This window comes from Mesorhizobium australafricanum, assembly GCF_033977265.1.
Taxonomy (GTDB): domain Bacteria; phylum Pseudomonadota; class Alphaproteobacteria; order Rhizobiales; family Rhizobiaceae; genus Mesorhizobium; species Mesorhizobium australafricanum.
This window is the reverse complement of the sequence record NZ_JAVIIT010000013.1, coordinates 1-20153: the sequence shown is the minus strand read 5'-3', so window position 1 is coordinate 20153 and position 20153 is coordinate 1. Positions and strand designations below refer to the sequence as shown.

General features: G+C 60.0%; 21 protein-coding genes. 7 read left to right on the top strand and 14 right to left on the bottom strand.

Annotated elements, in window-relative coordinates:
- The first annotated feature begins 23 nt into the window (after positions 1 to 23).
- On the top strand, positions 24 to 557 hold the full coding sequence (locus RFM98_RS22660) for a hypothetical protein (protein WP_320310923.1): 534 nt from the start codon (positions 24 to 26) through the stop codon (positions 555 to 557).
- Between the two features lie 25 nt (positions 558 to 582).
- Here RFM98_RS22660 and RFM98_RS22655 read toward each other — a convergent pair whose 3' ends face one another.
- From RFM98_RS22655 to RFM98_RS22610, 10 genes are all read right to left on the bottom strand, one after another.
- Complete coding sequence (locus tag RFM98_RS22655) at positions 583 to 1137, bottom strand: hypothetical protein (protein ID WP_320310922.1); 555 nt, start codon at positions 1135 to 1137, stop codon at positions 583 to 585.
- The gene (locus RFM98_RS22650) at positions 1134 to 1727 is read right to left on the bottom strand and encodes a L,D-transpeptidase (RefSeq protein WP_430682338.1); all 594 of its coding nucleotides are present in this window, start codon (positions 1725 to 1727) and stop codon (positions 1134 to 1136) included. The genes RFM98_RS22655 and RFM98_RS22650 overlap by 4 nt, the downstream gene beginning before the upstream one ends.
- Complete coding sequence (locus RFM98_RS22645; protein WP_320310921.1) at positions 1714 to 2877, bottom strand: CpaE/TadZ family protein; 1164 nt, start codon at positions 2875 to 2877, stop codon at positions 1714 to 1716. The genes RFM98_RS22650 and RFM98_RS22645 overlap by 14 nt, the downstream gene beginning before the upstream one ends.
- Positions 2874 to 3473, bottom strand: coding sequence for a TadE family protein (locus tag RFM98_RS22640; protein ID WP_320310920.1), 600 nt, complete (start codon positions 3471 to 3473; stop codon positions 2874 to 2876). Before RFM98_RS22640 ends, RFM98_RS22645 begins: the two co-directional genes overlap by 4 nt.
- 46 nt (positions 3474 to 3519) lie before the next feature.
- Positions 3520 to 4044, bottom strand: coding sequence for a TadE/TadG family type IV pilus assembly protein (locus RFM98_RS22635; protein WP_320310919.1), 525 nt, complete (start codon positions 4042 to 4044; stop codon positions 3520 to 3522).
- Positions 4045 to 4048: 4 nt separating this feature from the next.
- A complete protein-coding gene (locus RFM98_RS22630) occupies positions 4049 to 5500 on the bottom strand; it encodes a TadE/TadG family type IV pilus assembly protein (RefSeq protein WP_320310918.1) in 1452 nt (483 codons plus the stop codon).
- A gap of 61 nt (positions 5501 to 5561) precedes the next feature.
- Positions 5562 to 5864 (bottom strand): hypothetical protein, encoded by a 303-nt coding sequence (locus tag RFM98_RS22625; protein WP_320310917.1) that lies wholly within the window; start codon positions 5862 to 5864, stop codon positions 5562 to 5564.
- Positions 5851 to 7296 (bottom strand): type II and III secretion system protein family protein, encoded by a 1446-nt coding sequence (locus RFM98_RS22620; RefSeq protein ID WP_320310916.1) that lies wholly within the window; start codon positions 7294 to 7296, stop codon positions 5851 to 5853. Before RFM98_RS22620 ends, RFM98_RS22625 begins: the two co-directional genes overlap by 14 nt.
- Positions 7297 to 7347: 51 nt before the next feature.
- A complete protein-coding gene (gene cpaB / locus RFM98_RS22615) occupies positions 7348 to 8370 on the bottom strand; it encodes a Flp pilus assembly protein CpaB (protein ID WP_320310915.1) in 1023 nt (340 codons plus the stop codon).
- A 106-nt stretch (positions 8371 to 8476) separates the two neighbouring features.
- Positions 8477 to 8707, bottom strand: a complete 231-nt coding sequence (locus RFM98_RS22610) for a Flp family type IVb pilin (protein ID WP_320310914.1) — start codon at positions 8705 to 8707, stop codon at positions 8477 to 8479.
- Between the two features lie 498 nt (positions 8708 to 9205).
- Here RFM98_RS22610 and RFM98_RS22605 point away from each other — a divergent pair, with 498 nt between their 5' ends.
- From RFM98_RS22605 to RFM98_RS22580, 6 genes are all read left to right on the top strand, one after another.
- Complete coding sequence (locus RFM98_RS22605) at positions 9206 to 10591, top strand: TadA family conjugal transfer-associated ATPase (protein WP_320310913.1); 1386 nt, start codon at positions 9206 to 9208, stop codon at positions 10589 to 10591.
- The gene (locus RFM98_RS22600) at positions 10591 to 11562 is read left to right on the top strand and encodes a type II secretion system F family protein (protein WP_320310912.1); all 972 of its coding nucleotides are present in this window, start codon (positions 10591 to 10593) and stop codon (positions 11560 to 11562) included. The genes RFM98_RS22605 and RFM98_RS22600 overlap by 1 nt, the downstream gene beginning before the upstream one ends.
- 9 nt (positions 11563 to 11571) lie before the next feature.
- Positions 11572 to 12528 (top strand): type II secretion system F family protein, encoded by a 957-nt coding sequence (locus RFM98_RS22595; protein ID WP_320310911.1) that lies wholly within the window; start codon positions 11572 to 11574, stop codon positions 12526 to 12528.
- Positions 12529 to 12582: 54 nt separating this feature from the next.
- Positions 12583 to 13131, top strand: coding sequence for a tetratricopeptide repeat protein (locus RFM98_RS22590; protein ID WP_320310910.1), 549 nt, complete (start codon positions 12583 to 12585; stop codon positions 13129 to 13131).
- Positions 13128 to 13673: a prepilin peptidase gene (locus tag RFM98_RS22585; RefSeq protein ID WP_320310909.1), complete on the top strand. Its 546-nt coding sequence runs from the start codon at positions 13128 to 13130 to the stop codon at positions 13671 to 13673. Before RFM98_RS22590 ends, RFM98_RS22585 begins: the two co-directional genes overlap by 4 nt.
- Before the next feature lie 96 nt (positions 13674 to 13769).
- Entirely contained in the window at positions 13770 to 14810 is a 1041-nt protein-coding gene (locus RFM98_RS22580) for a phosphatase PAP2 family protein (RefSeq protein WP_320310908.1), read from the top strand.
- An 84-nt stretch (positions 14811 to 14894) separates the two neighbouring features.
- On the opposite strand, the gene RFM98_RS22575 is transcribed toward RFM98_RS22580, so the two are convergent.
- From RFM98_RS22575 to RFM98_RS22560, 4 genes are all read right to left on the bottom strand, one after another.
- The gene (locus RFM98_RS22575) at positions 14895 to 16127 is read right to left on the bottom strand and encodes an ABC transporter substrate-binding protein (protein ID WP_320310907.1); all 1233 of its coding nucleotides are present in this window, start codon (positions 16125 to 16127) and stop codon (positions 14895 to 14897) included.
- A 389-nt stretch (positions 16128 to 16516) separates the two neighbouring features.
- Positions 16517 to 17200 carry a lytic transglycosylase domain-containing protein gene (locus RFM98_RS22570; protein WP_320310906.1) on the bottom strand — a complete coding sequence of 228 codons (684 nt, stop codon included), beginning with the start codon at positions 17198 to 17200 and terminating at the stop codon, positions 16517 to 16519.
- Between the two features lie 308 nt (positions 17201 to 17508).
- Positions 17509 to 17877, bottom strand: a complete 369-nt coding sequence (locus RFM98_RS22565; RefSeq protein WP_320310905.1) for a hypothetical protein — start codon at positions 17875 to 17877, stop codon at positions 17509 to 17511.
- A 111-nt stretch (positions 17878 to 17988) separates the two neighbouring features.
- A partial coding sequence (locus RFM98_RS22560) for a VCBS domain-containing protein (protein ID WP_320310904.1) occupies positions 17989 to 20153 on the bottom strand: 2165 nt, incomplete at its 5' end.

Genomic DNA, 20153 nt, shown 5'->3' with positions numbered 1-20153 from the left:
TCGGATGTCGAGGGGATGACGTGATGCGCAAGCCGATACTGCTTTTTGCCTTTCCAGCCCTGATGCTGCTTCTGCTGGCGGCTGAGCGAGTGGCGGCAATGCTTCTCGGCTCCTATCCGGCCAGCCCAGCCATGTGGCACCTCTGGCTCGAGCTGCGTCCGTTCTCGACCATGTTCTGGCAGCAGGTGCATGTCTATCTCGGCGGGTCGATGGCCATCGACGCGGCCATCATCGTCTTTGCGGCGGGCGCCTGCTGGATGATTTGCCAGGCAAAGAGGTCGGCCGGCTTCTTCCTCGCCAATCATGCCGCCCTGCTTTTTGCCGGTAAGATGATCGCGCTGAGCAGCCATGCGGAGACGGCGAGCACCATCGCCGCTTTCACCATACCGAACGGCCTGCATTTTTCGCTTATGCTCGACTTCAGCTTGAAGAACAGCCTGGTGCTTTGCCTCGGTCTCGCGGCCTGTGCTTACTGCCATGTCGCGTTCCTGCGCGAGGCCAGGCAGCGCGCCGAAACCCGCGCGGTCCGCGTGCTGACGCTGCAGCGCGATCTCTAATAACCAGCCGATTTGGCCCGTCTGCTCAGTTGATCTTCTTGTAATAGACCTTGCCGTCGGGCTGCTGGATGCGCTGGTAGGACGGGTTGGGGCCTGGAGGCGCGACCTTGCGCCTGAACGAGCGCTGCGCGTCGCCGGCGCCGCTTTCGTCGGCCGCGGACGCATCCGCCACCGTGGTATTGTCTGTCATGGTCGGCTCGGGCGCGCTGGGCGCTGGCTCGCTGGCTGCGATGGGCTGGCCTTGCTCCAGCCTGGCGATATTGCCGTTGATCTGGCCGAAATTCGCCTGCAACTGGCGGTCCAGCGTCTCGAACCGGCTCTGGAAGCCATTGTTGACGGTATCGATGCGGGCGCCGATCCGCTGCTCGAACTGGCCGAGCTGTTCCAGCCGCGCCTCCACCGTCTTGAGGTCGTTGACGCCGCGATAGAGATAGACGGCGGCCGTCACATTGACGAAAGTGACGAGCGCGGCACCCACCGCGACGACACCGATGGTTCTGGCTCGGCTCGGCCTGCCCGGTGCTTTTTCCCGTTCGCCAAGCTCGATTGCCGGAGCGTCCGGCTCGCTGATCATCGTCATTCAACCACCACCTTTGCGCCCACCGCGACGCGCTTGAAGAGATCGATTACGTCCGTATTCGTCAGTCTAAAGCAACCGGACGTGCCATCGAAACCGACGCCCTTGGGATCGTTGGTGCCATGGATGCGATAGAGCGTGTCGCGCCCGTCGCGCGCGAGATAAAGTGCCCTGGCGCCGAGCGGGTTGTAGGGGCCGGCCGGCACCATCGCCGGCAGTTCCGGCCGGCGCGCGCGCATTTCCTTGGGCGGGCGCCATTCGGGCCATTCGGTCTTGGACGCGACCTTGACAGTTCCGGTCCAGCCGAAGCCGTCGCGGCCGACGCTGATCTGGTAGCGCAGCGCCTGACCCTGGGCCGTGACGAGGTAGAGCGCCTTCTCTTGTCTGCGGATGATGATCGTGCCCGGTTGCTCGCCGGTCTGGAACGCGACTGCCTTGCGCAGGCTGGGCCCCATGGCCGGCAGCGGCGGCAGGGCCGATCCGGCCATTGCCACATCGCAGCCCAGCGCCACCACGACGCCGATCAGCAAGGCGCCGACCAGGCCGGCGCTGCCGCCGCGCGCTTTCCCGGCCGTGGCTCTAGCGCTGGGCATTGTCCAGCCGTTCCTTGAACATGCGTTTCAAATCCTTGTTGAAGCGCGCGCGTCCGTCCACCTCGGAAGGCAGGATGGCGCGGTTCAGCGCGTCGGCCAAAAGCGCGTTGTCCAGCGCCAGCGACTTGATGTGCGGCGCCTTGAAGATCTTCTCCAGCTCGCTGCGCGAGAAGTGGTTGCCGAACCATTTGCGCTTGTGCTTGTTGGCGACCAGCGTGATGTTGACCTTGTTGCCGCGCAATTCGCGGATCTTCTTGTAGAGCCGCTTGCCTTGCCTGAGCGAAGCGACGTTGAGCTCGAAGACGATGAAGATCTCGTCGCTCGTGCGCAGCACCGAATCGTGCCACGGCGTCTCGATGTTGGGCAGGTCGATGACGATGTCGTCGAAGCGGTAGGCGACGAGATCGAGCAGCCGGAAGACGAAGTCGGAGCCGTGCGGCTCGAACGGCAGCTGCGGCCGTTCGAAGGAATAGAGCGTGAGGCCGGATGGCCGCGACAATTTGATGACGTCCATCAGCTCGACGTCGAGCCGGTCCGGCTGGCCGATGATGCCGGTCAGATCGAACTGGTTGAACTGGTTGAGATAGGCGCCGCAATTGGCGCTCTGGAAGTCGAGGTCGACGAGGCAGGTCGAGCCCGCCCGCTCGGCCGACTTCGAGGCCAGGTGCTCGGCGGCAGAGATCGCCAGCGTGGTGGCGCCGGCCCCGCCGCTCGCGCCGATGAAGGTGATGATGCGGCTCTTGGTGCCCTGGCTGCCGGTGTCGTGGAAAGTGACGGCGTTGAGCAGCTCCTTGGCGTCGAGCGGCTTGTGCAGCCAATCCGAAGCGTTCATGCGCACCAGAACGCGCGTCTGCTCGGAGGTCAGCTCGTCGGAAATCGCGATCAGCGGCACCGAGGCCCAGGCCGCGCGCGCCTCGACGATTGCCGGATTGCCGAGCAGTTCGCCATTGCCGAGGTCGAGGATGATGATGCCGGGCCGGCTGTCGACAGGCGGCCCTTTGAGGAACTCCGCCGCCTCCGAAATCCTGACGTCATAGATCGCCAACGCGTCGAGCCGCGTGGTGACGTCGCGCTTGAAATTCGCATCCGACGAAAACAGCGCCACCTGCTTGCGCTTGGTCGGGAGGACTTTGGTGTCGATGGCGTTCATGGCCATGTGCTCTTCAAATCTTCGCCCGTGACCGTGCTCAGCATGGAGGGCATGGTGATGTTGTTGAACCCGAGCAGCCCGCCCAGGAAAAAGAACTGGAAATTCACGTTCTGTAGGCTGACGGCGATTGTTGGCACTGCACCGCTTGGACGGGTCTGGTAACCAAGGCCAGTCGCCGTGTATCTAATCACCACGTTTGCGGGCTGAAGCATCGGGAAAAAATGACACATGCCCGATCTCTGTCCTGCCGCAAGTGGCGGGCAAATGCCCGTGCCTACGGCGTCGCCGCGAAAGATCAGGTTGAAATTCGCGAGGGTGAACGTTGCTGCTACGCATCCAGAACCGGTGCAGGTGCACGTGCTTGTCGCACCATTGCAGATATAGTCATAGTCGCCCACGAGGATCGGATTGCCTGGCGTCGTCGCGGTTCCAGCCGTAGCGATTTCCGGTGCTACCGGCGTTGAGACTGAGGCCCTGCGGGCACCGACCTCCACCGCCTTGGTCGCGGCGTTCCACTGATACCAGGCATATCCGAAATCTACGAAGCCGAGGGTTAGTACCAGCAACAGGGTCATGGCGATGGCGGCTTCTACCATCGTAGCGCCGGCTTCGTCTCCTCTGAACCGGGTTAAGACTTGCATGTCACCACCCGATGTAACGTTCTTCGTGGGCGGAGGAAAAAGTGATCGGACCTAACCCGAGATAGTCGAGCAGCGATACACCTGCATATGTGAAGGACGTGGAGAGCCTCACCACACGGACGGTGGAAGACGAGCTGTGGTAGTTCTGAAAACCATTGGCGTCGGTCGTCACAGGTATGACTAGGTAGTTGAGATCGACTGTCACATTCGCGGGCAGCCAACCCGGGACCCGGCTCGCAATACTGCAGTCGCCACCGCAATTGTAAGTGCCTGTCGCGGCGATATTGGCGGCGTAGGTCGCGCAGTTCAACGTTGCGTTGAATGCCTGATTGCAGCGCGCGGCGTAGCGGGCACCGTCATTGAGACCAGCTTCGATCAGCAGCTTCTCGTGCAGGAGATTGCCGAACTCGAAGACGCCGGCCGAAAGGCTGATCATCAACGGCGTGATCAGCGTCATCTCGACAAGAACCGCACCTCGCTCCTCGCGACCGAACTTCCTCAAAATCGAATTCAAGGCAGACAGCATCACATCACCTGTAAAGCTGCACTTCGTCACGCACCCGGTTTGCCAAGGTGCCTCTGCCAAGCGTGCCGTTGATGTCGACGATTTCAGCCCGCACTTCGCCGTTTGCGACTGCCTCGGTCAGAAACACGCTTGCGAAGCCCATCGCCGGCACGGCGCCGCTTTGGCCCTTGAGCTGGTCCAGGACCGCCTGAGAACTGCAATCGACAATGGCGGCCTGAAACAGGCGGCGATCGATCCCGCCGGTCGTGGGCGCGCAAGTTGGAGTGCCCTTCTCTCCGCCAAGCGAGGCCGTGCCGACAAGATTGTGGTCGATCTCGTATTTATACAGATCATAGCGAGATGGCGGGTTGGCATTGCTATAAGCATTGCCGTTGGCATCCTTGAAGCCCGCCAGCCCAGCCGAGAGTTTGTTGACGCTGACATAACCCTCGTAATCCCAGCTTCCATTGCCGATCTGTCCGCTGAACTGCAGGTCTGGAGTCAGCCCGCGGAACTTTGTGGTATCGGTCTGCAAAGTGCTGTTGCAGCTGCCCGTCGTTTTGTAGCCTTTCCGCACATTGGGCGCGGGCGGCCACCGGCTGTCATTCTTGGACGGGAAGCCACCGCCGTTTCCGTACATGTCGAAACGCGTATTGAATCCGTCCGTGACCTTGTTGCTCAAAGTTCCTGTTTGCGTGTAGATGAGCCTGGTGTTCACGCATTCGGGCACTCGGCCGACGGCAATGTCAGTCGCGAGCTCGGTTTCGCCATAGCCGTGAGCATCCTTTGGCCGCAGGAAGCCAATATTCCCCGGTCCCCAATTGTTGCCGCCGACGATAAGTTTGAGGCTCTTTCTCAGCAGATTGCCCGAACTCGCGATCTGGTTCAGATCCTGCCCGGGGAATGGATTGCAAATGAACGACGGCACCATCTGGCAGACGGTAGCGCCGTTGTTACCGGCAACCGCCGATGATCCGATATTCATGCTGTTGCTGGCGCTGTTGCCGGTGAGGAACGAGGCCGGAAACATCGTCGCGAAACCGGTCGGATTGACCGTGACTTCCGCATACGTTGCCAACTTGTAGTCGGTTGTTTTCCAGTCTACCCCGTTGGCATCCTTCCCACCTTCGTCCAGCGCGATGCTGTCGTTCGCGGGTATCCCGCTGAGATAGCTGACCGTCAGATCGGATCGGACGAGAGTGTGGGTGTCGGCGGTCGAAAACCTGCTCTGGTTCTTCAGAAGATTGTCGATCGCCCGGTCGGCGCGCACGAAGGCGTCACTTCTACCGTCGAGTTCCGCCGCCGCTGCTAACGCGAACGCATCGGCGCCCTTCTGTAGGTCGTTGTGCAAGCTGTTGGCCCGACTCATGTCGATGACCAGCAGAGCGAAGCCGATAAGCACCGGCAGCAGTATTGCAACGAGGATCATCGCTATGCCGCGCTGATCATCCCTGAATTCACGAATGGTCCCCAACATGACCCCTACTCTCCATTCGTGCCGGGCGTCCTCGCGCGCCCGACGCGCCGCATCCTTCTGTTCAGTTCGCCGTGCTGGTCGAAGCCGACGGTCCGACATTGACTGTCATGTTCGTCGTCGCTCCGGACGTGCTTGGCGGAAGTTTGTATTTCTGAACCACGGCTACGGACCGGGCCCCGTCGCCCTCGATCTTCGTGTTGTTCGAAGCCGGGTTGTACGGGTCGACCGTCTGCAGCAGCTGGTTGGCTTTCTGCGAGTCACCGGAAGCCAGCGTCATCGTGTCGTAATTGTGCAGATAGTCGGCCGCGCAGCCTGCAAGCAGGCTGGTGCCGAGAAGAACGAGCAGGAGCTTATTTCTTGACATAGACCAGCTTGTCCTTCGATTTCACATCCAGCATGTGGCCATAGGGCCCGGTAACGCCGTCGCCATGCTCATACTTGCGGATCATGTCCTTGTTGACTTCGAGCTGGCCGAGCAGCATGAGCTCCGGATCGTTGGCCGGCTTCGTCTTGTCGAAGGGCGTCGCCAACTGCTCGCCTGGCCTCACCGGCCGCACGAGATGCGGCGTGACGATTACGACCAGCTCGGTCTCTTCCTTCTGCGTGCTCGAATTGCGGAACAGCACGCCGACGATCGGCACCTGGCCAAGCCATGGCACCTGGTCTTGCTGTATGGTGTTCTTGCTCGAAAGCAGACCGCCCACGGCGAAACTTTGGCCGTCACGCAGGTCGACTACGGTCGAAAGCTTGCGGTTGGTGAAGATCGGATCGCCGGCGGCGGTGAAGCCGGTCAGGTCGCTGACTTCCGGCGCCAGCTTCATGTGAATCTTGCCATCGTCCAATACCACCGGCGTGAAGTTCAGATTGACGCCGAACTGCTTGAACACGATCTCGACTTCGCCTTGGGCGTTGACACTGCGCACCGGCACCTCGCCGCCCGCATTGAAGCTGGCCGTCTCGCCGGAAACCGTGGTGAGGTTCGGTTCGGCCAGCGTACGCACGACGCCCTTTGCCTCCAACGCCTCGATGATCAGATCAACCTTGAGGTTGTTGTCGATGACCCGGGTGATCAAAGCGGCGAATGGGCTGGTATTCGACAAAAGGCCAGAGAGGATACTTCCCGGGCCGAGCACCACATTGTCCTTATCGACGGCCGCATCGCCCGTACCGGTTCGAGTCGTACCGCGGCTGTTCGTGCTCCTGATCGACACGCCGAGATCGCGCCCAGCATTACGCTTGGCTTCCAGGATGCGCACCGAGAGATTGACCTGCTCGCTGTCGTCGATCGTCACGGCATTGATGATGGCGTCCGGGCCATATTGCTGCGTGACTTCCACGATGGAAGCCAGTGTCGCGGCGTCCTTCACGTGGCCGGAAAGCCTGATCTTGCCGTTGATGGAGCCGATCTCGATGCGAGCCTTGGGCGCCACCTGGCGAATGGCGACCGCCATGTCGCTGACATCCTGGCCGACCTCGATCTGGATGGCGCCCAGCGAGCGCTTGTCCTCGGAAAACAGATTGACGGTGGTGGTGCCGACGCTCTTGCCGATGATATAGAGCGTCTTGTCGGTCATGGGCTGAGCGTCGGCAATCTTTTCGTCACCGACGACGATGTCGCCCAAAGTTGCGTTCACCTGGATTGTTGCGGATTGAGAGACAGGCACGAACACGCGATGCAGCGACGGGCTCGAGACATCGATAAAGCGGTCAGCTGCAGCAGCCGGATGGCCAGAGATCGCCGATACGCCCAACACGGATAGCGCAACCGCCGCCATCCTCACCCAAAACCCCTGCATTCCCCGTCTCCCCAATTTGCTGCTTGTGGCAGCCCGCCGCGCCGACCCTCGTCAGTCTTGTCGCGGCACTTCGTAGGTTTCCAGCTTGATACCACGGAACACGCCGATCGTCGCCTGCTTAGGCGGTTCCGGCTGGACGTATTTGATCACTTCCTTCACCTGCTGCTGAGGCGCGGCGGCCATGACCGTTACCGGCTTTGCCTTGCTCATCTGGTCGATCTGGGTGCCGACCCGTTCCACCGCCTTGGCCAGTCCGTCGATCCTCTGGTCGGCCTGCTTGCGCGCCGCTTCCTCGGCCTTCTGCCTGTCAAGCTCGGCCTGGCGCTTCGCGACATCGTCCGGCGTGTCGCCGGTGAGGTCCGCCAGCGTGACCCTCTCATTCATCTCGCCCTTGCTGCCGGCAGCCTGGCGCAAAGCCAATGACAATTGCCCGGCGCCCGCCGCGAGCGTCAGCTTCTGGGCATCCTTGGTGCTGACTTCGACTGTGACCGCTTTGACGACTTGCGGGTTCTCCTTGCTTTCGTCGGCAACCTGGTCGACGGCAAGCACCTTCACGCTTTGCAACAGCACGTCGACGAAACTCCTATCGGCGCCGTCGTCACTGCGCGTGGTGCGCGTCAGCAGGACGTCGACCCTGTCGCCCGGAAAGACAAAACCGGCGACGCCGAGCACGTCGTTGACGCGAATGGACACTGCCTTCATGCCTTCGCCTAGCACAGCCGACAGCGTCGCGCGCTGGCCTGGGCCGGTAATCTTTGCTGCGAGAATAGGTTCATTGGCGCTGATCGATTGCAGCGCTTGGCGCGCACCGTTTCCGGCAATAGCCTCTTTGACTGTCTTGAAGGCGCCTGCCGGCACCGCTCCTGCCGGCCATGCTATTTCGCGCAATTTGTCGGTGCTCAGCGCGTCGCCGAATTTCAAGGGCACGGCCGCGACCACGACGGTGCTGGCTTGCACGCCATTGGATTGAGCCAAGGCGTTGCGCTGGCCAGCCAGCCAGATATTGACAAGCACAACCGCCAGTACACCGAATATACCGGCGAGCACGATCATGATAAGTGTGTTAGCGCGCATAAGCCCAAACCCCGAAAGCCCAAACCCCGAAAAGGCAGCAGAACGGCCGAGTGACCTGAGTGAGTTCAGGCCCGGAACGGATCCGGGCCTGAACTCTACTAGTTAATCAGGAGCCGACGCCAGTAGAAGCCGCGCAGCCGCCTTTACCGGTTTTGGCGCTAGCGGCCTGCAGGTTGGCGCAGAGATCAGCGAACCGGCCACTCACCCAACCGCCGATGGCGATAACGGTAAGAATCGACGCCGCTGCGATGATGCCGATCAGGATTGAATATTCGACCATGGCAGCGCCGTTTTCATCGTCGCGGAACTGCCGGGTCATCGTCATGAGCTTGTTCATGCCAATTTCTCCCTTTGGAGGTTTGAACCCGACGAGACAGAGCCAAGGAATGAACCCCATACCCAAGCATCCCCCGTCACGTTCAATCCTAGGTCCCGTGAAAAAGGCGAGTCAAACGGATTAACAATCCCTTAACCTTTCAATACTCGCTCAAACGCTTTTTGAATTTTGACAACAGCTTGATTCGCTTCGTTTTTCAAGTGATCTTAACCATTCGTTCACAATTCCGCCGCAGCCCTACCTCGCTGCCGCCATATTAGAAACAATACATATCTCATTATATCTAATGGCTTAGCAGACCAATGTCGCCTCCGAGACGACAAAGGTCTTAGGACTTTGGTCTGTGCGCAGAACGTAAGAAGAAATAAAACGATTTCCCGAATATTCATCTCTTAACTATGTCGCAAGTAATATACGCTGTGTGGCTTGCAGGCCGCTTGTGCCCCTCGTGGTTAACGCTTAGTTTCCATCTGGGGAAAATATAAGGGGGTAAGCGGCATGTTGGGTCGCTTCATCAAAGGGCCGAACGAACAGAAGACGCCACTGGCGCCCGTCGTCACCGTTGCGCCGAATGGAGCAGCTACTGCTCCCGCGCCAGAAGCCGAGCCACAGGGCCATGATTTTCTGACCCTCAAGGTCGAGCTCCATCGTCATCTCATCGACCGTTTCAACCTGACGGCTCTGGAAAGCGCTTCAAAGGACGAGATCCTGAATGAGATACGGCCGATCGTGCGAGAATTCGTGCGCGGCCGGAACGTTCCTTTGAATGCCCGCGAGCTCGATCAACTGACCAGCGACACGGCCGACGAGATGCTGGGGCTCGGTCCGATCGAGCCGCTGCTCAAGGACGACTCGATCACCGATATCATGATCAACACGCATGAGCGCGTCTTCATCGAGCGTCGCGGCATGATCGAGCAAACTTCGATCCGCTTTCGCGATGAGGCGCATCTGCTGCGGATCATCAACAAGATCGTGTCGAATATCGGCCGTCGGGTCGATGAATCCTCGCCCATGGCGGATGCGCGCCTCGACGACGGCTCGCGCGTCAACATCGCCGTGCGTCCCGTTTCGATCGATGGCCCGTTGGTCTCGATCCGCAAGTTTTCGAAGAATCCCTATTCGCTGGAACGCCTGATGGCGTTCAATTCGATCCGCCAGCCGATGATCGACCTGCTTCGGATCGCAGTGCAGGCGCGAAAGTCGATCCTGGTTTCGGGCGGCACCGGCAGCGGCAAGACCACGCTGCTCAACGCGCTGTCGAGCTACATCCCGTCGAGGGAGCGTCTGGTCACCATCGAGGACGCGGCGGAACTGCAGCTGCAGCAGCCGCATGTCGGCAGGCTGGAAACGCGCCCGCCCAATGTCGAGGGCAGGGGCGAAATCCGTCAGCGCGAACTGGTGAAGAATGCGCTGCGCATGCGCCCCGATCGCATCATCGTCGGCGAAGTGCGCGGCGAAGAGGCCTTCGATATGCTGCAGGCCATGAATACCGGTCATGAAGGCTCGATGACCACCATCCACGCCAACACGCCGCGCGACGCAATATCGCGAATGGAGCAGATGGTCGGCATGGCCGGAATGCCGATGTCGCACGATTCTATTCGCGCGCAGATCGCCTCCGCCCTCGACATCATCGTGCAGACGCAGCGTCTTTCCGATGGCGGCCGGCGCGTGATCTCAATTTCGGAAATCACCGGCATGGAAGGCACTGTCGTGCAACTGCAGGAAATCTATCACTATGTCAGGCGCGACGTTGCCGCCGACGGCACGATCATTGGTGATTTCCGCGCCACCGGTGTTCGCCCGCGTTTCGCCTCTGAAGCCGCAACGCTTGGCCTGCATTTCGCCAAGGATGCCTTCAATCCGCAGGTAGCATTGTAATGCTGACGGGACAGACGCTGCTCTATTTCATCTATGTGGTCGCGGCGGCGTCGGTCATTCTTGCCGGCGAGGCATTCTACCTCTCTCTTACGCGCCGGCGCTCGCAACGGGCTGCGGTCAATCATCGGCTCCGCCGCATCGCGGATGACACGCCGGCGGAGCAGACATTGCGAAGCCTGCTGCGCGAACGGGGACTGACCGATTCAGGGGACTTTATTTCTGGCTTTGTCTGGTTGAACCGGCTGTACACACAGTCCGGCATCACCGGAAACCCGATAACCTTCGCGGCCTCTTTTCTTCTCGCCGGCCTGGCGTTGGCGTTGCTGCTTTGGTTCTTCATCGGCCTCGCCACGCCGGCGGCGTTCATCACCTTCTTGGTGGTCGGCTTCGTATTCCCGCTCCTTGTCTTGCGACGAGCCCGTAACAAGAGGGTGCAGAAATTTGCCAGGCAATTGCCTGATGCCCTGGACATGATTGTTCGCTCGTTGCGCGCCGGCCATCCTGCCTCGGTCGCTATAGGTCTTGTCGGTCGCGAAATGCCGGACCCGCTTGGAACGGAATTCGGCATCGTCGCCGACGAGATCACCTTCGGCCTTAGCATCGAGCAGGCGGTGCGGAAACTGTCGGAACGGGTGGGTTTTGAAGGACTTCATCTGCTGTCGGTGTCGCTCTCAATCCAAGCCAAGACCGGCGGCAATCTCACCGAGATTCTTGCGAACCTATCATCCGTGCTGCGCGAAAGGCAGAAGTTGAAAATGAAGATCAGGGCGCTCTCGGCCGAAGGCCGCGTCTCCGCATGGATCATCTCCGTATTTCCCGTCGCAATGTTTCTAATCCTGATGCTCGTGGCGCCCTCTTATTATGGGAAAGTTTGGGGCAATCCGTTGATCCTTCCGGTGTTCCTGACCTTCGGGACCTGGGCGCTGCTCGGCGACTACATCATGTATCGCATGGTCACTTTCGATTTCTAGGGAGCGATCGTGAACCTACTTTCGAACTTAAACGACCTGAGTCTTTTGGTGTCGCTCGCCGTCTTCGCGGCCGCGGTTACCCTATTCCTCTTCGCTGCGCTGGTGTTCTTGCCCGCGATGCAGACGCGCAGACTGGTGACCGACAGTCTGGTGGGCGATGGTCCGGCGGACCGCCGTTCGATCCTGGGACAGGATCATCTAACTAAGGCTGCGGCGCAGAAGCCGATTGACGCCTATTTCAAATCGATGGAGAAGGAGCGCAATGAGCCGGACGCCCTCGAGGCCAAGCTCTTTCGCGCCGGTTTCTATCACGCGAGTGCGCCTGTTATCTACACGCTTTGCCGGTTGGGCGCCGTCGCCATTGGCTTTCTGCTGACCTACGCTCTCTTGTCGAAAGCATTGCCACCGCGCTTGCCCGGCTTCTTCGCCTTCGCCGGTGCTGGCCTGATCGGTCTCGGATGTATCGTTGTCCCGAGCATCATGCTCGATCGATTCGAGAATGCGCAGAAGCAAGTCTATCGTCGCGCCTTCCCGGATTTCATGGACATGATGATCACCTGTGCCGACGCCGGCATGAGCCTGGAGGCGGCGGTCGAGCGAGTAAGCAACGAAATGGCGGGCACGCACAAATGGTTGGGCATCCAGCTTACGATCATGAACCTGCAGCTGCGAGCCGGCAAACCGTTGCGTGAGGCCTTGCGCGAGCTAGCCGATCGCATCGGCCTGGACGAGGCAAAAGCTTTGGCGGTGCTTTTTAGGCAGTCGGAAGAGCTCGGCACCAGTCTCACTGATGCACTACGCGTCTACAGTGCCGAGATGCGGGGGCAGAGAATTCTACAGGCGGAAGAGCGGGCCATGGCGTTACCCGTCAAGATGATGATTCCGTTGGGACTCTGCATCTTTCCAGTGGTGATCATGGTGATAATGCTGCCGGTGATCATTCGCATGAAGGGCATTTTCTTCTAAGCCGTCATATGGTTATCTTCTAAAATTGAGTCGGAGGGCTCCTTGGGGCACAAAATGACAAGGCCGATGCGCCTCGCCGCCGCAGCCAGTGTGCTGCTGGTTCTGCTCGCCGGTTGCCAGTCGACCGACAGCACCGGCGTCGTGCGCACCAACGAGCCGGCCAAAGGCGACTATACCGCCTTTGGCGATACCTTCGATGGGCTGAAGACGATCAGCGACGTCGACTACTATGCCTCGGACCAAGCGGTCACCGAGGCCAAAACCCAGTTTCGTTCCGAAAACTACGGCAACGCTGGCGCGCTGTTCTACAAGGCCACACGGCTGGCGCCGAATGACGGCGTCGCCTGGCTGGGTCTCGCCGCTTCTTGCGATCGCATCCGCCGTTTCGATCTGGCCGATATGGCCTATGGCCGGGCCTACCGGCTGCTCGGCGCGACGCCGGAATATTACAACAATCTCGGCTATTCCTATTTGCTGCGCGGCAAGCTGCAGGATGCGCGCAGCAACTTCCTCAAGGCCTATGAATTGGCGCCCAACGATCCGACCGTCGCCAACAATTTGAAACTACTGTCGTCCAGCGTGCGGAACATAGAGCGGTCATGAGTCTTTTGCTGGCCGCTTCCCTTGTCTTCAAGGGACTGGCAATTCTTTTGCTCGGTCGCACCGCCTGGATCGATTTTTCCACGCAGCGGATCACCAATCGCGATGTGCTGCTTTTGCTTTGCCTGGGCTTAGGCGCTTTGCAATTCCAATCCTTGCAAGCTCACTCATGGTTCGAGATGGGGCTGAGCGCGTTTGCCGGCGCAGCCCTCTTCCTTGCGCTCTTTCCATTCTGGCTTCTGCGCAAGATCGGCGCCGGCGACGTCAAGCTGATGAGCGTCGCGCCGTTTCTGATTGGCGGAAGCAATCTCGCTGTTTTCTCTATATTGCTGCTGGTTTTCGCAGTTGCCACGGCGGCCCTCGTCAAGAATCCCTTTCTGTTGCCGGCCGGAATGTTCCGCCATTATGTGCAGCATATGGATCGCAAAGGTGTCGTGCCGTTTGGCGTGCCGATATCTGCGGCTGCCATCTGCACTATAGCTTGGCAGATGTATCACGCCATCGTGGTGGCAACCAGTTCCGGAATTTTGGAGCACCTTAATTAGCTCTTGAGACGACTATGAACGCGTAATTTTGTTGGTCGATGAACTGGTGCTAGCTAGGTGGTTCGGGTGCGGGGCAACAGAGATTCGCAGTTGAGAATGGCTGTGCGCTATTCTCTTATCCAGAACGGGCCATTCTTAGCTCTCGTTCTAATCTACATTGCCGGTTGGGGCAGTTGGCAGCTCTTTCATAGGGGAATTTTTGAAATCCGTCTTTTCAGCCATGATTTCTCTGCCGCCTCTATAGCTTTCGTTTGCCTGACCTATCTGCTGCGGTTGATTTATCTGTTAGGTCGAAAAGTTCCAGAACGACCGTTTTCCGAGTTTCGCCATATCGTCAAAGACGATCGTCCCTTTTTCGTTCTCGGCCTCCCTATTCTGGCGGTCATCCCTGCGTTCTTTAGCGTATTTGGGCAGATCAAGAATTCCATGCACCTTTGGATACCCATCTACGCGGACCCGTATCTTGCCCGGTTGGACCAGGTAATCTTTGGTGATCATGCGTGGGTGGTGTCAGCACGGATATTTGGTTCACCAGCTGCCATAGTGCTTCTCGATTACGCTTACATGTCCTGGTTTCTAGTCGTGTATAGCGCAGTTTTCACGGCCGCTTTCATGCGCAGCGATCCAGAACGACGCTTTCGCTTCTTTACGACTTACTTTCTATCATGGATAGTTCTTGGCAATATTGCAGCCCTTCTGTTCGATTCTGCTGGGCCTTGCTTCTATGGGGTCTTCTACCCGGACAATCCGTTTTCGCCGTTGTTTGGGTATTTACAAGTTGTCGCCGATAGTGCGCAGCCATTGATGGCCTTAAACATTCAGAACTATCTGATGGGTCAGTACAAAAGTGGCGGCGGCATGGTGGGAGACGGAATTTCCGCATTTCCGTCCCTTCACGTTGGGATGGCCACCCTGATCGCGATCTTTTTCTATGACATGAATCGGATAATCGGTATCGCTGCGTTCGGGTTTTGCGCGATCATATTTGTTGGCTCGATCGTGCTTGGGTGGCACTACGCGATAGATGGGATAGCCTCTTTTTGCGCAGTCCCGATCTTTTGGCGTTTTTCAAAATTTGTCTACTCCAGATTTCCAATGTCGTCCGTTCGGTGGCAACTCGATGGCGAACCAGCCTGACCGACATCCTCGGGTGCTCGTCCCCTTGACACGCCGACGTCTGCTCTTCTTACCAGTGTGCTGAAGCAGCCGGCCTGGCCCCACTCAAAACCCCGACGTCGACTTCTCCACCAGCTTCAGCTGGCCCTTTTCCACCTTGAAGAAGGGCATCGACCTCTGGCTCGATCCGTCGGCGCGGAAGCGGAACAGGCCGGTCGAGCCGCGGAAGCCGGTCGCATTCTCCAGCACCTGCTTCGAGAAGCCGTCGGGTCCGACCGAGCTGGCGATGCCCGCGCTCAGCGCCACCATGTCGTAGGCGTAGGCCACGTTGACGTCCGGCTGGTAGTTGTAGGTCGCCTTGAAGCGGTCGGCGATCGGGCCGGTCTCGCTCTGGTCGAGCGTCGCGATATAGGCGCCCTCGTAGAGCGGATCCATGGGGCGCTCGAGCCAGCGGTCGGTGCCGATCAGCGTCACCGCCTTGCCGGGAATGCCTTTTGCCTTCAGCGCCGCAAGCACCGCGGTCGGGCTGCCGTCGCCGCTGGCGACGACAACGGCATCCGGCGCGTCGACCAGCGAGCCCATGTCGGACACCACCTTGGCGCCGCCGTCGCTCGCCGAATAGGGCAGCGTCACCGCAAGCGTGGCGCCATAGATGCTGAGCGCGTTGGCGACCCGCGATTCGGCAGCGCTCGAGTCGGCGCCCGCCGGCACCATCAGCACGAATTTCTTGGCGCCCTTGCTGGCGATGGCCGCCGCGCCCGCCGCCGCGCTGTCGGCTTCGCTGAGCCGCACGGAATAGACGCCGGGGCCACCGGCGAAATTGTCGGCCAGCGCCAGTACCGGCGGCCGCTTCGAGCCGGAGAGCTTGGCAAGGCGCTGCGTGGCCGCGAGCTCGGACGGGCCGATGACGACCTTCACCGCGCCCGACGTGATCGCCTTCACCGCGAGGTCCTTGGCGTAGCCGCTGTCGCCGCGCGTGTCCTCAATCGTCAGCGTCAACAGCTTGTCGCCGAGATCGGCCATCGCAAGCCGCGCGCCGTCATACATTTTCCTGCCGTTCTCGCCCGTGCCTCCGGGCGCCGAAAGCGGCAGCAGCATGGCCACCTTGGTCGGTCCCGTGCCCAATGTCAGCTTGGCCTGCGCGGCGGTGGCCGAGGTCGGGCCGCTCTGGGTCGGACTGCCCACGGTTGCGCTGCTAGCCTGCTGGGCAGGTGCTGCCGCGCTGCCCGCCTGGCCGGCGGGTGCCGCGATCGCCGACGGATCGAGCACGCCCGGCGCGCCGCTCTTGGACTGGCATCCCGACAGCATCGCGACGAGCCCGAAAGCGATCGCCCCCAATGCATGTCGCCCAAAAGTGACCTCGGTTTTGGGAGAACGACCTGCATGAAACAAAAATGCATGTCGCCCAAAAGTGACCTCGGTTTTGGGAGAACGACCTGCATGAAACAAAAATGCATGTCGCCCAAAAGTGACCTCGGTTTTGGGAGAACGACATGCATGAAGCAAAGACCCAAAGCGCATCGCCCGGGTCTGTTTCGACGCGGCGCGCTTTGGACGCGGACCGTGGACTTGCCGTTCGAGTTTCATGATGCTTCCACTCATATGCCGCCGCCAGCTATTCTGTCCCGGTCTGTCTTCCATTCATCTTAACGTCCGGCTTGCTCCTGAATCAAAGAGACAGCGCATGAGGTCGCCCGAAACCGCTTCACACTTTTCGGCATCATGCTCTATCCATCGAAGAGCCGCGCTCTGAGCGCCTGTATCGTCCTTGCTTGCGCCGGGCTTCGATACTCGGCGCATCTCATGTATCGCGGCCCGGGCACGAACAGGCGGCGCACGCAAACGCGTTTTTCCTGGGCGGCGACAACATCGTCCGAAGAGCCAACCGAAAAGCCGACCGTCGCCACCGGCAGCGGCCCGGTCACCTCGAGGCCTTCCCTGGCCAGGATCGCGCGGGCGCGCTGGCAGTAATTGACCGAGCGGACCGAGAAGCGAGTTTCCCCATGCCCGGCGCGGTATTTCATCACGGTGGTGCAAAGATCGCCCGCGGCAAGCCTGTTTGCCTGCGCCAGATATTTGACGCCCAGCGCAATGTTGGTGGCCGGCTCGCCGAGCTCGTCGAGCGAACCGCGAAAGCCGAGCATCCGCGCCGTCGCCGGCATGACCTGCATCAGGCCGACCTCGCCATCGGCGCCGCGCACGCCGGGGTCGAATCCGCTTTCGATCTCCATCACCGCATGCGCCAGCACCGGCTCGAGGCCATAGAGCGACGCCTGGCAGGTTGCGAATGCCTTGAATGTCTCGCGGGTTCGTTCCGGCGCCGCATCGCAGCGCTGCACTGGCCGCGCCAGCTGCGACTGCGGCCGTTCCAGCCAGTTGGCGTGGACGGGCGTCTCACCCAGGCAAAGCAAGGCGACCGCTAAAGCAATTCCAGGAAAAGTGCGCAGCGGTTTTCCGTTCGGAATTGCGTCAAGACAAAGCGATAGAGCGGTTCGCCGTTTCTGTGAAACGGTGAAACGCTCTAGAGCAATTCCAGGAAAAGTGCGTAGCGGTTGGGCTCGGCGACTTCGCCATAGCCTTCCGTCCGCAATGGCGTGAAAACAAAAAGCCAGATCGTTTCGCCGTTCATGTGAAACGGCGAAACGATCTGGCGCGATCGCCTTCGGCAGCTTTCCGTCGGCCACCATCGCAGCCAGCCGGTGTTCGCCCGCCCGTCAGCTCAGTTCATATACTCGACCATGCGGTCGTGGAAGCACTCGCATTTGTTGAGCGTGTCTTCGTCCTTGTAGTTCGTCTTGAGGTAGCCATAGGCCATGCCGCAGGCGACCTTGGCTTCCGAGGCCCAGACGAAGGCGGGGCGCGACGAATTGATCCATTCCGGGCTGTTGGCGACGGCGACGGATTCGTCCATCAGCTTCACCACATGGTCCTTGAGCTCGACCAAATTGTCGGTCAGCACCAGGTCCGAAGTGCCGACGGTGCGGCAATAGTTCACCGCCGGCTCGCCGATGATATCGGCAGCAAAGCCCGTCGACCCGGCTACGAGCAGTGCCGCGGCCGAAGCCAGCAATCTTACGGAATGTTTCATGTAAGCCCCTCTCCAAATTGCGAATTCATGCGTTGCTAAAGCTTAGCATGGAAGCGCGGTTGCGCGCCACGCCAACTGAACCATTGAGTTTTGTTTCATCCACACGTGGGATCAAACTGTTACATGCTCCTGATGAATCGGCTGGTTGTGATCGTAAAGAATGTTAATCGTCGCCCCAACTCCAACGTTCGTCAGCGTTGCCACTTCGACCATATTGGCGCCAGCGGCTGTACCGTTGTCGTCAACCATCACGTGGGCGTCGCCGTTCGAGAAAGTAACATTGACCGCCGCGTCTGCCTGCGGGTCCGTAGTCGGCGCGTTGGCCCCGAGGGACTTGAGCAGATCGGACAGGTCGATGACATCTTGGCCCTGCGTATAGTCCGCGATGACATCGGCCACATGGAACGTGAGCTTGGATGCATCGATCACGAATGTATCGTTGCCGGCGCCGCCGGTCAGGTGGTTGAAGTCCAGCCCGCCGATGAGGATGTCATTCCCGGTGCTGCCGTCCAGGAAGTCATTGCCAGCACCGCCAACCAGAGTGTCGTTGCCGCCAGTGCCAACCAGATGGTCGTCTCCGGAAGTCCCGGCGATGGACTCGACCGTCAGCTGGCTGCCCGTCGTGCCGTCGATGTGGACATTGAAGGTCTGCGTCGCGGTATCGCCGTCGTGATCCGTGATCGTGACGTTGATACCGTTGAAGTCGAGATCCGACGGCGGGTTTTCGGAATGCGCGCCGACCTCGACACCATTCACTCGGAACCCGCCTTTATTAGTGCTGTCGCTGAGGACTTTCACCCCGTAGATCGCATCGCCCGCTACATAGTCGCCGTTACCCGCGGCGGCAGACCAGTCAAGATTGCCGATCTGGATAACGCTGCCTGATGTCGCGTTGAGCGTCACTTGGTCGTAATGCGTCATGCTGGCATCGAGATAGACCAGGACGGTAACTTTGGCCATCGACATGCCACCCGTGTAGCCTTCAGTGGTGAACTTGAAGTCATCGATCCCGTGGCCAGTCGAATTGTTGCTATCGTCAACGAATTTGAACGTGATGGATTCGCCAGGGTCATTCGTCTGGCCCGAGCCTCCCTTGACGGCCCAGCCTTGTGAACTGGTATTCACTGCATCGCTACTTTGACCGGCAATGCCATTGCCATCATCGCCGGTCACGACAATGTTGAAGTCGGCGGCCTGGCCTAAGTCCACCAGCAGGGAACCTGTCGGTCCTCCGGCTGTTGCTGAAGTTGCCGCGATTGGATTGAACACGACGTCACCCGCCCGATGCATCACCTCCAGCGAGTCGGTGCCGTTGGCGTTGAGCGTCAGGACAGCAACGACATCGGTCCCTTCCATCAGGTTCAGCACGATCTGGGACGATGAGCTGGAGGCAACTTGCACGTTCTGCCCCGTCGCCGAAATGCTACCAAACCCATCCGCTCCATACTGCCACTCGGCAAACTGGCCGGTGTGCGTGGCAGTCGTTGCCGGATTGAGCGCCGACAGGCTGACGATGCCATCGCCATTACCGTCATTCACGAGGGTAAACGCCGGCACATCGTCGACGATCTCAACGGTGATCGCTGCCGAGGCGTTGGCGCCGGTCTTGTCGGTAACCGTTAGCCCGAAGACATCGGTTTCCGTCACGTTGGGCACATCGGTGGTTGCCGAGGTCAGGTCATAGAGGTAGGTCGCAACCCCGGTTGCAGCATTGTAGTTCGTGATCGTGAGCGTGCCGTGATCGCCGTTGATTACATTGTTGCTGCCCAGGTTGGCGATGAGGATGGTCGTGCCCTTGATGGTCACAGAGGCAACATCGCTCAGGCCGTCAGGGTCGGAAACCTTGAATGTGCCGCCAACCTCGATGGTAGTCGGACCGACCTTGGAGCCTGCCGGAAGGCCGGCTTCGTACACCACGTCATTGGCGCCACCAGGATTGCCGCTATCAACCGTGATCGTCGGCACATCATTGGTGCCGTGGATGACGACGGTGACCTGCTGGTCGTCCCAGGCTCCCTTGTCGTCGGTGACGCGCACCGTATAGGTCTCGGTCACGGTCTGGCCTGCCGCCAGCGCCTGCACGGCGGCGCTGCCGTTGTTGAGGGTGTAGCTCCACTGGCCGCTGCTATTGACGCTGAAGCTGCCATACGTCGTGCCTGTGCCCTGCGGGCTGTTGGGGCTGACGCTCCAGGCGGCCGTGTGGCCTGCGTCGGGGTCGGCCGAGGTCAGCTGGCCGCTCGTGGTCAGCGTGCCGTCTTCCGTCACGCTGCCGGCGG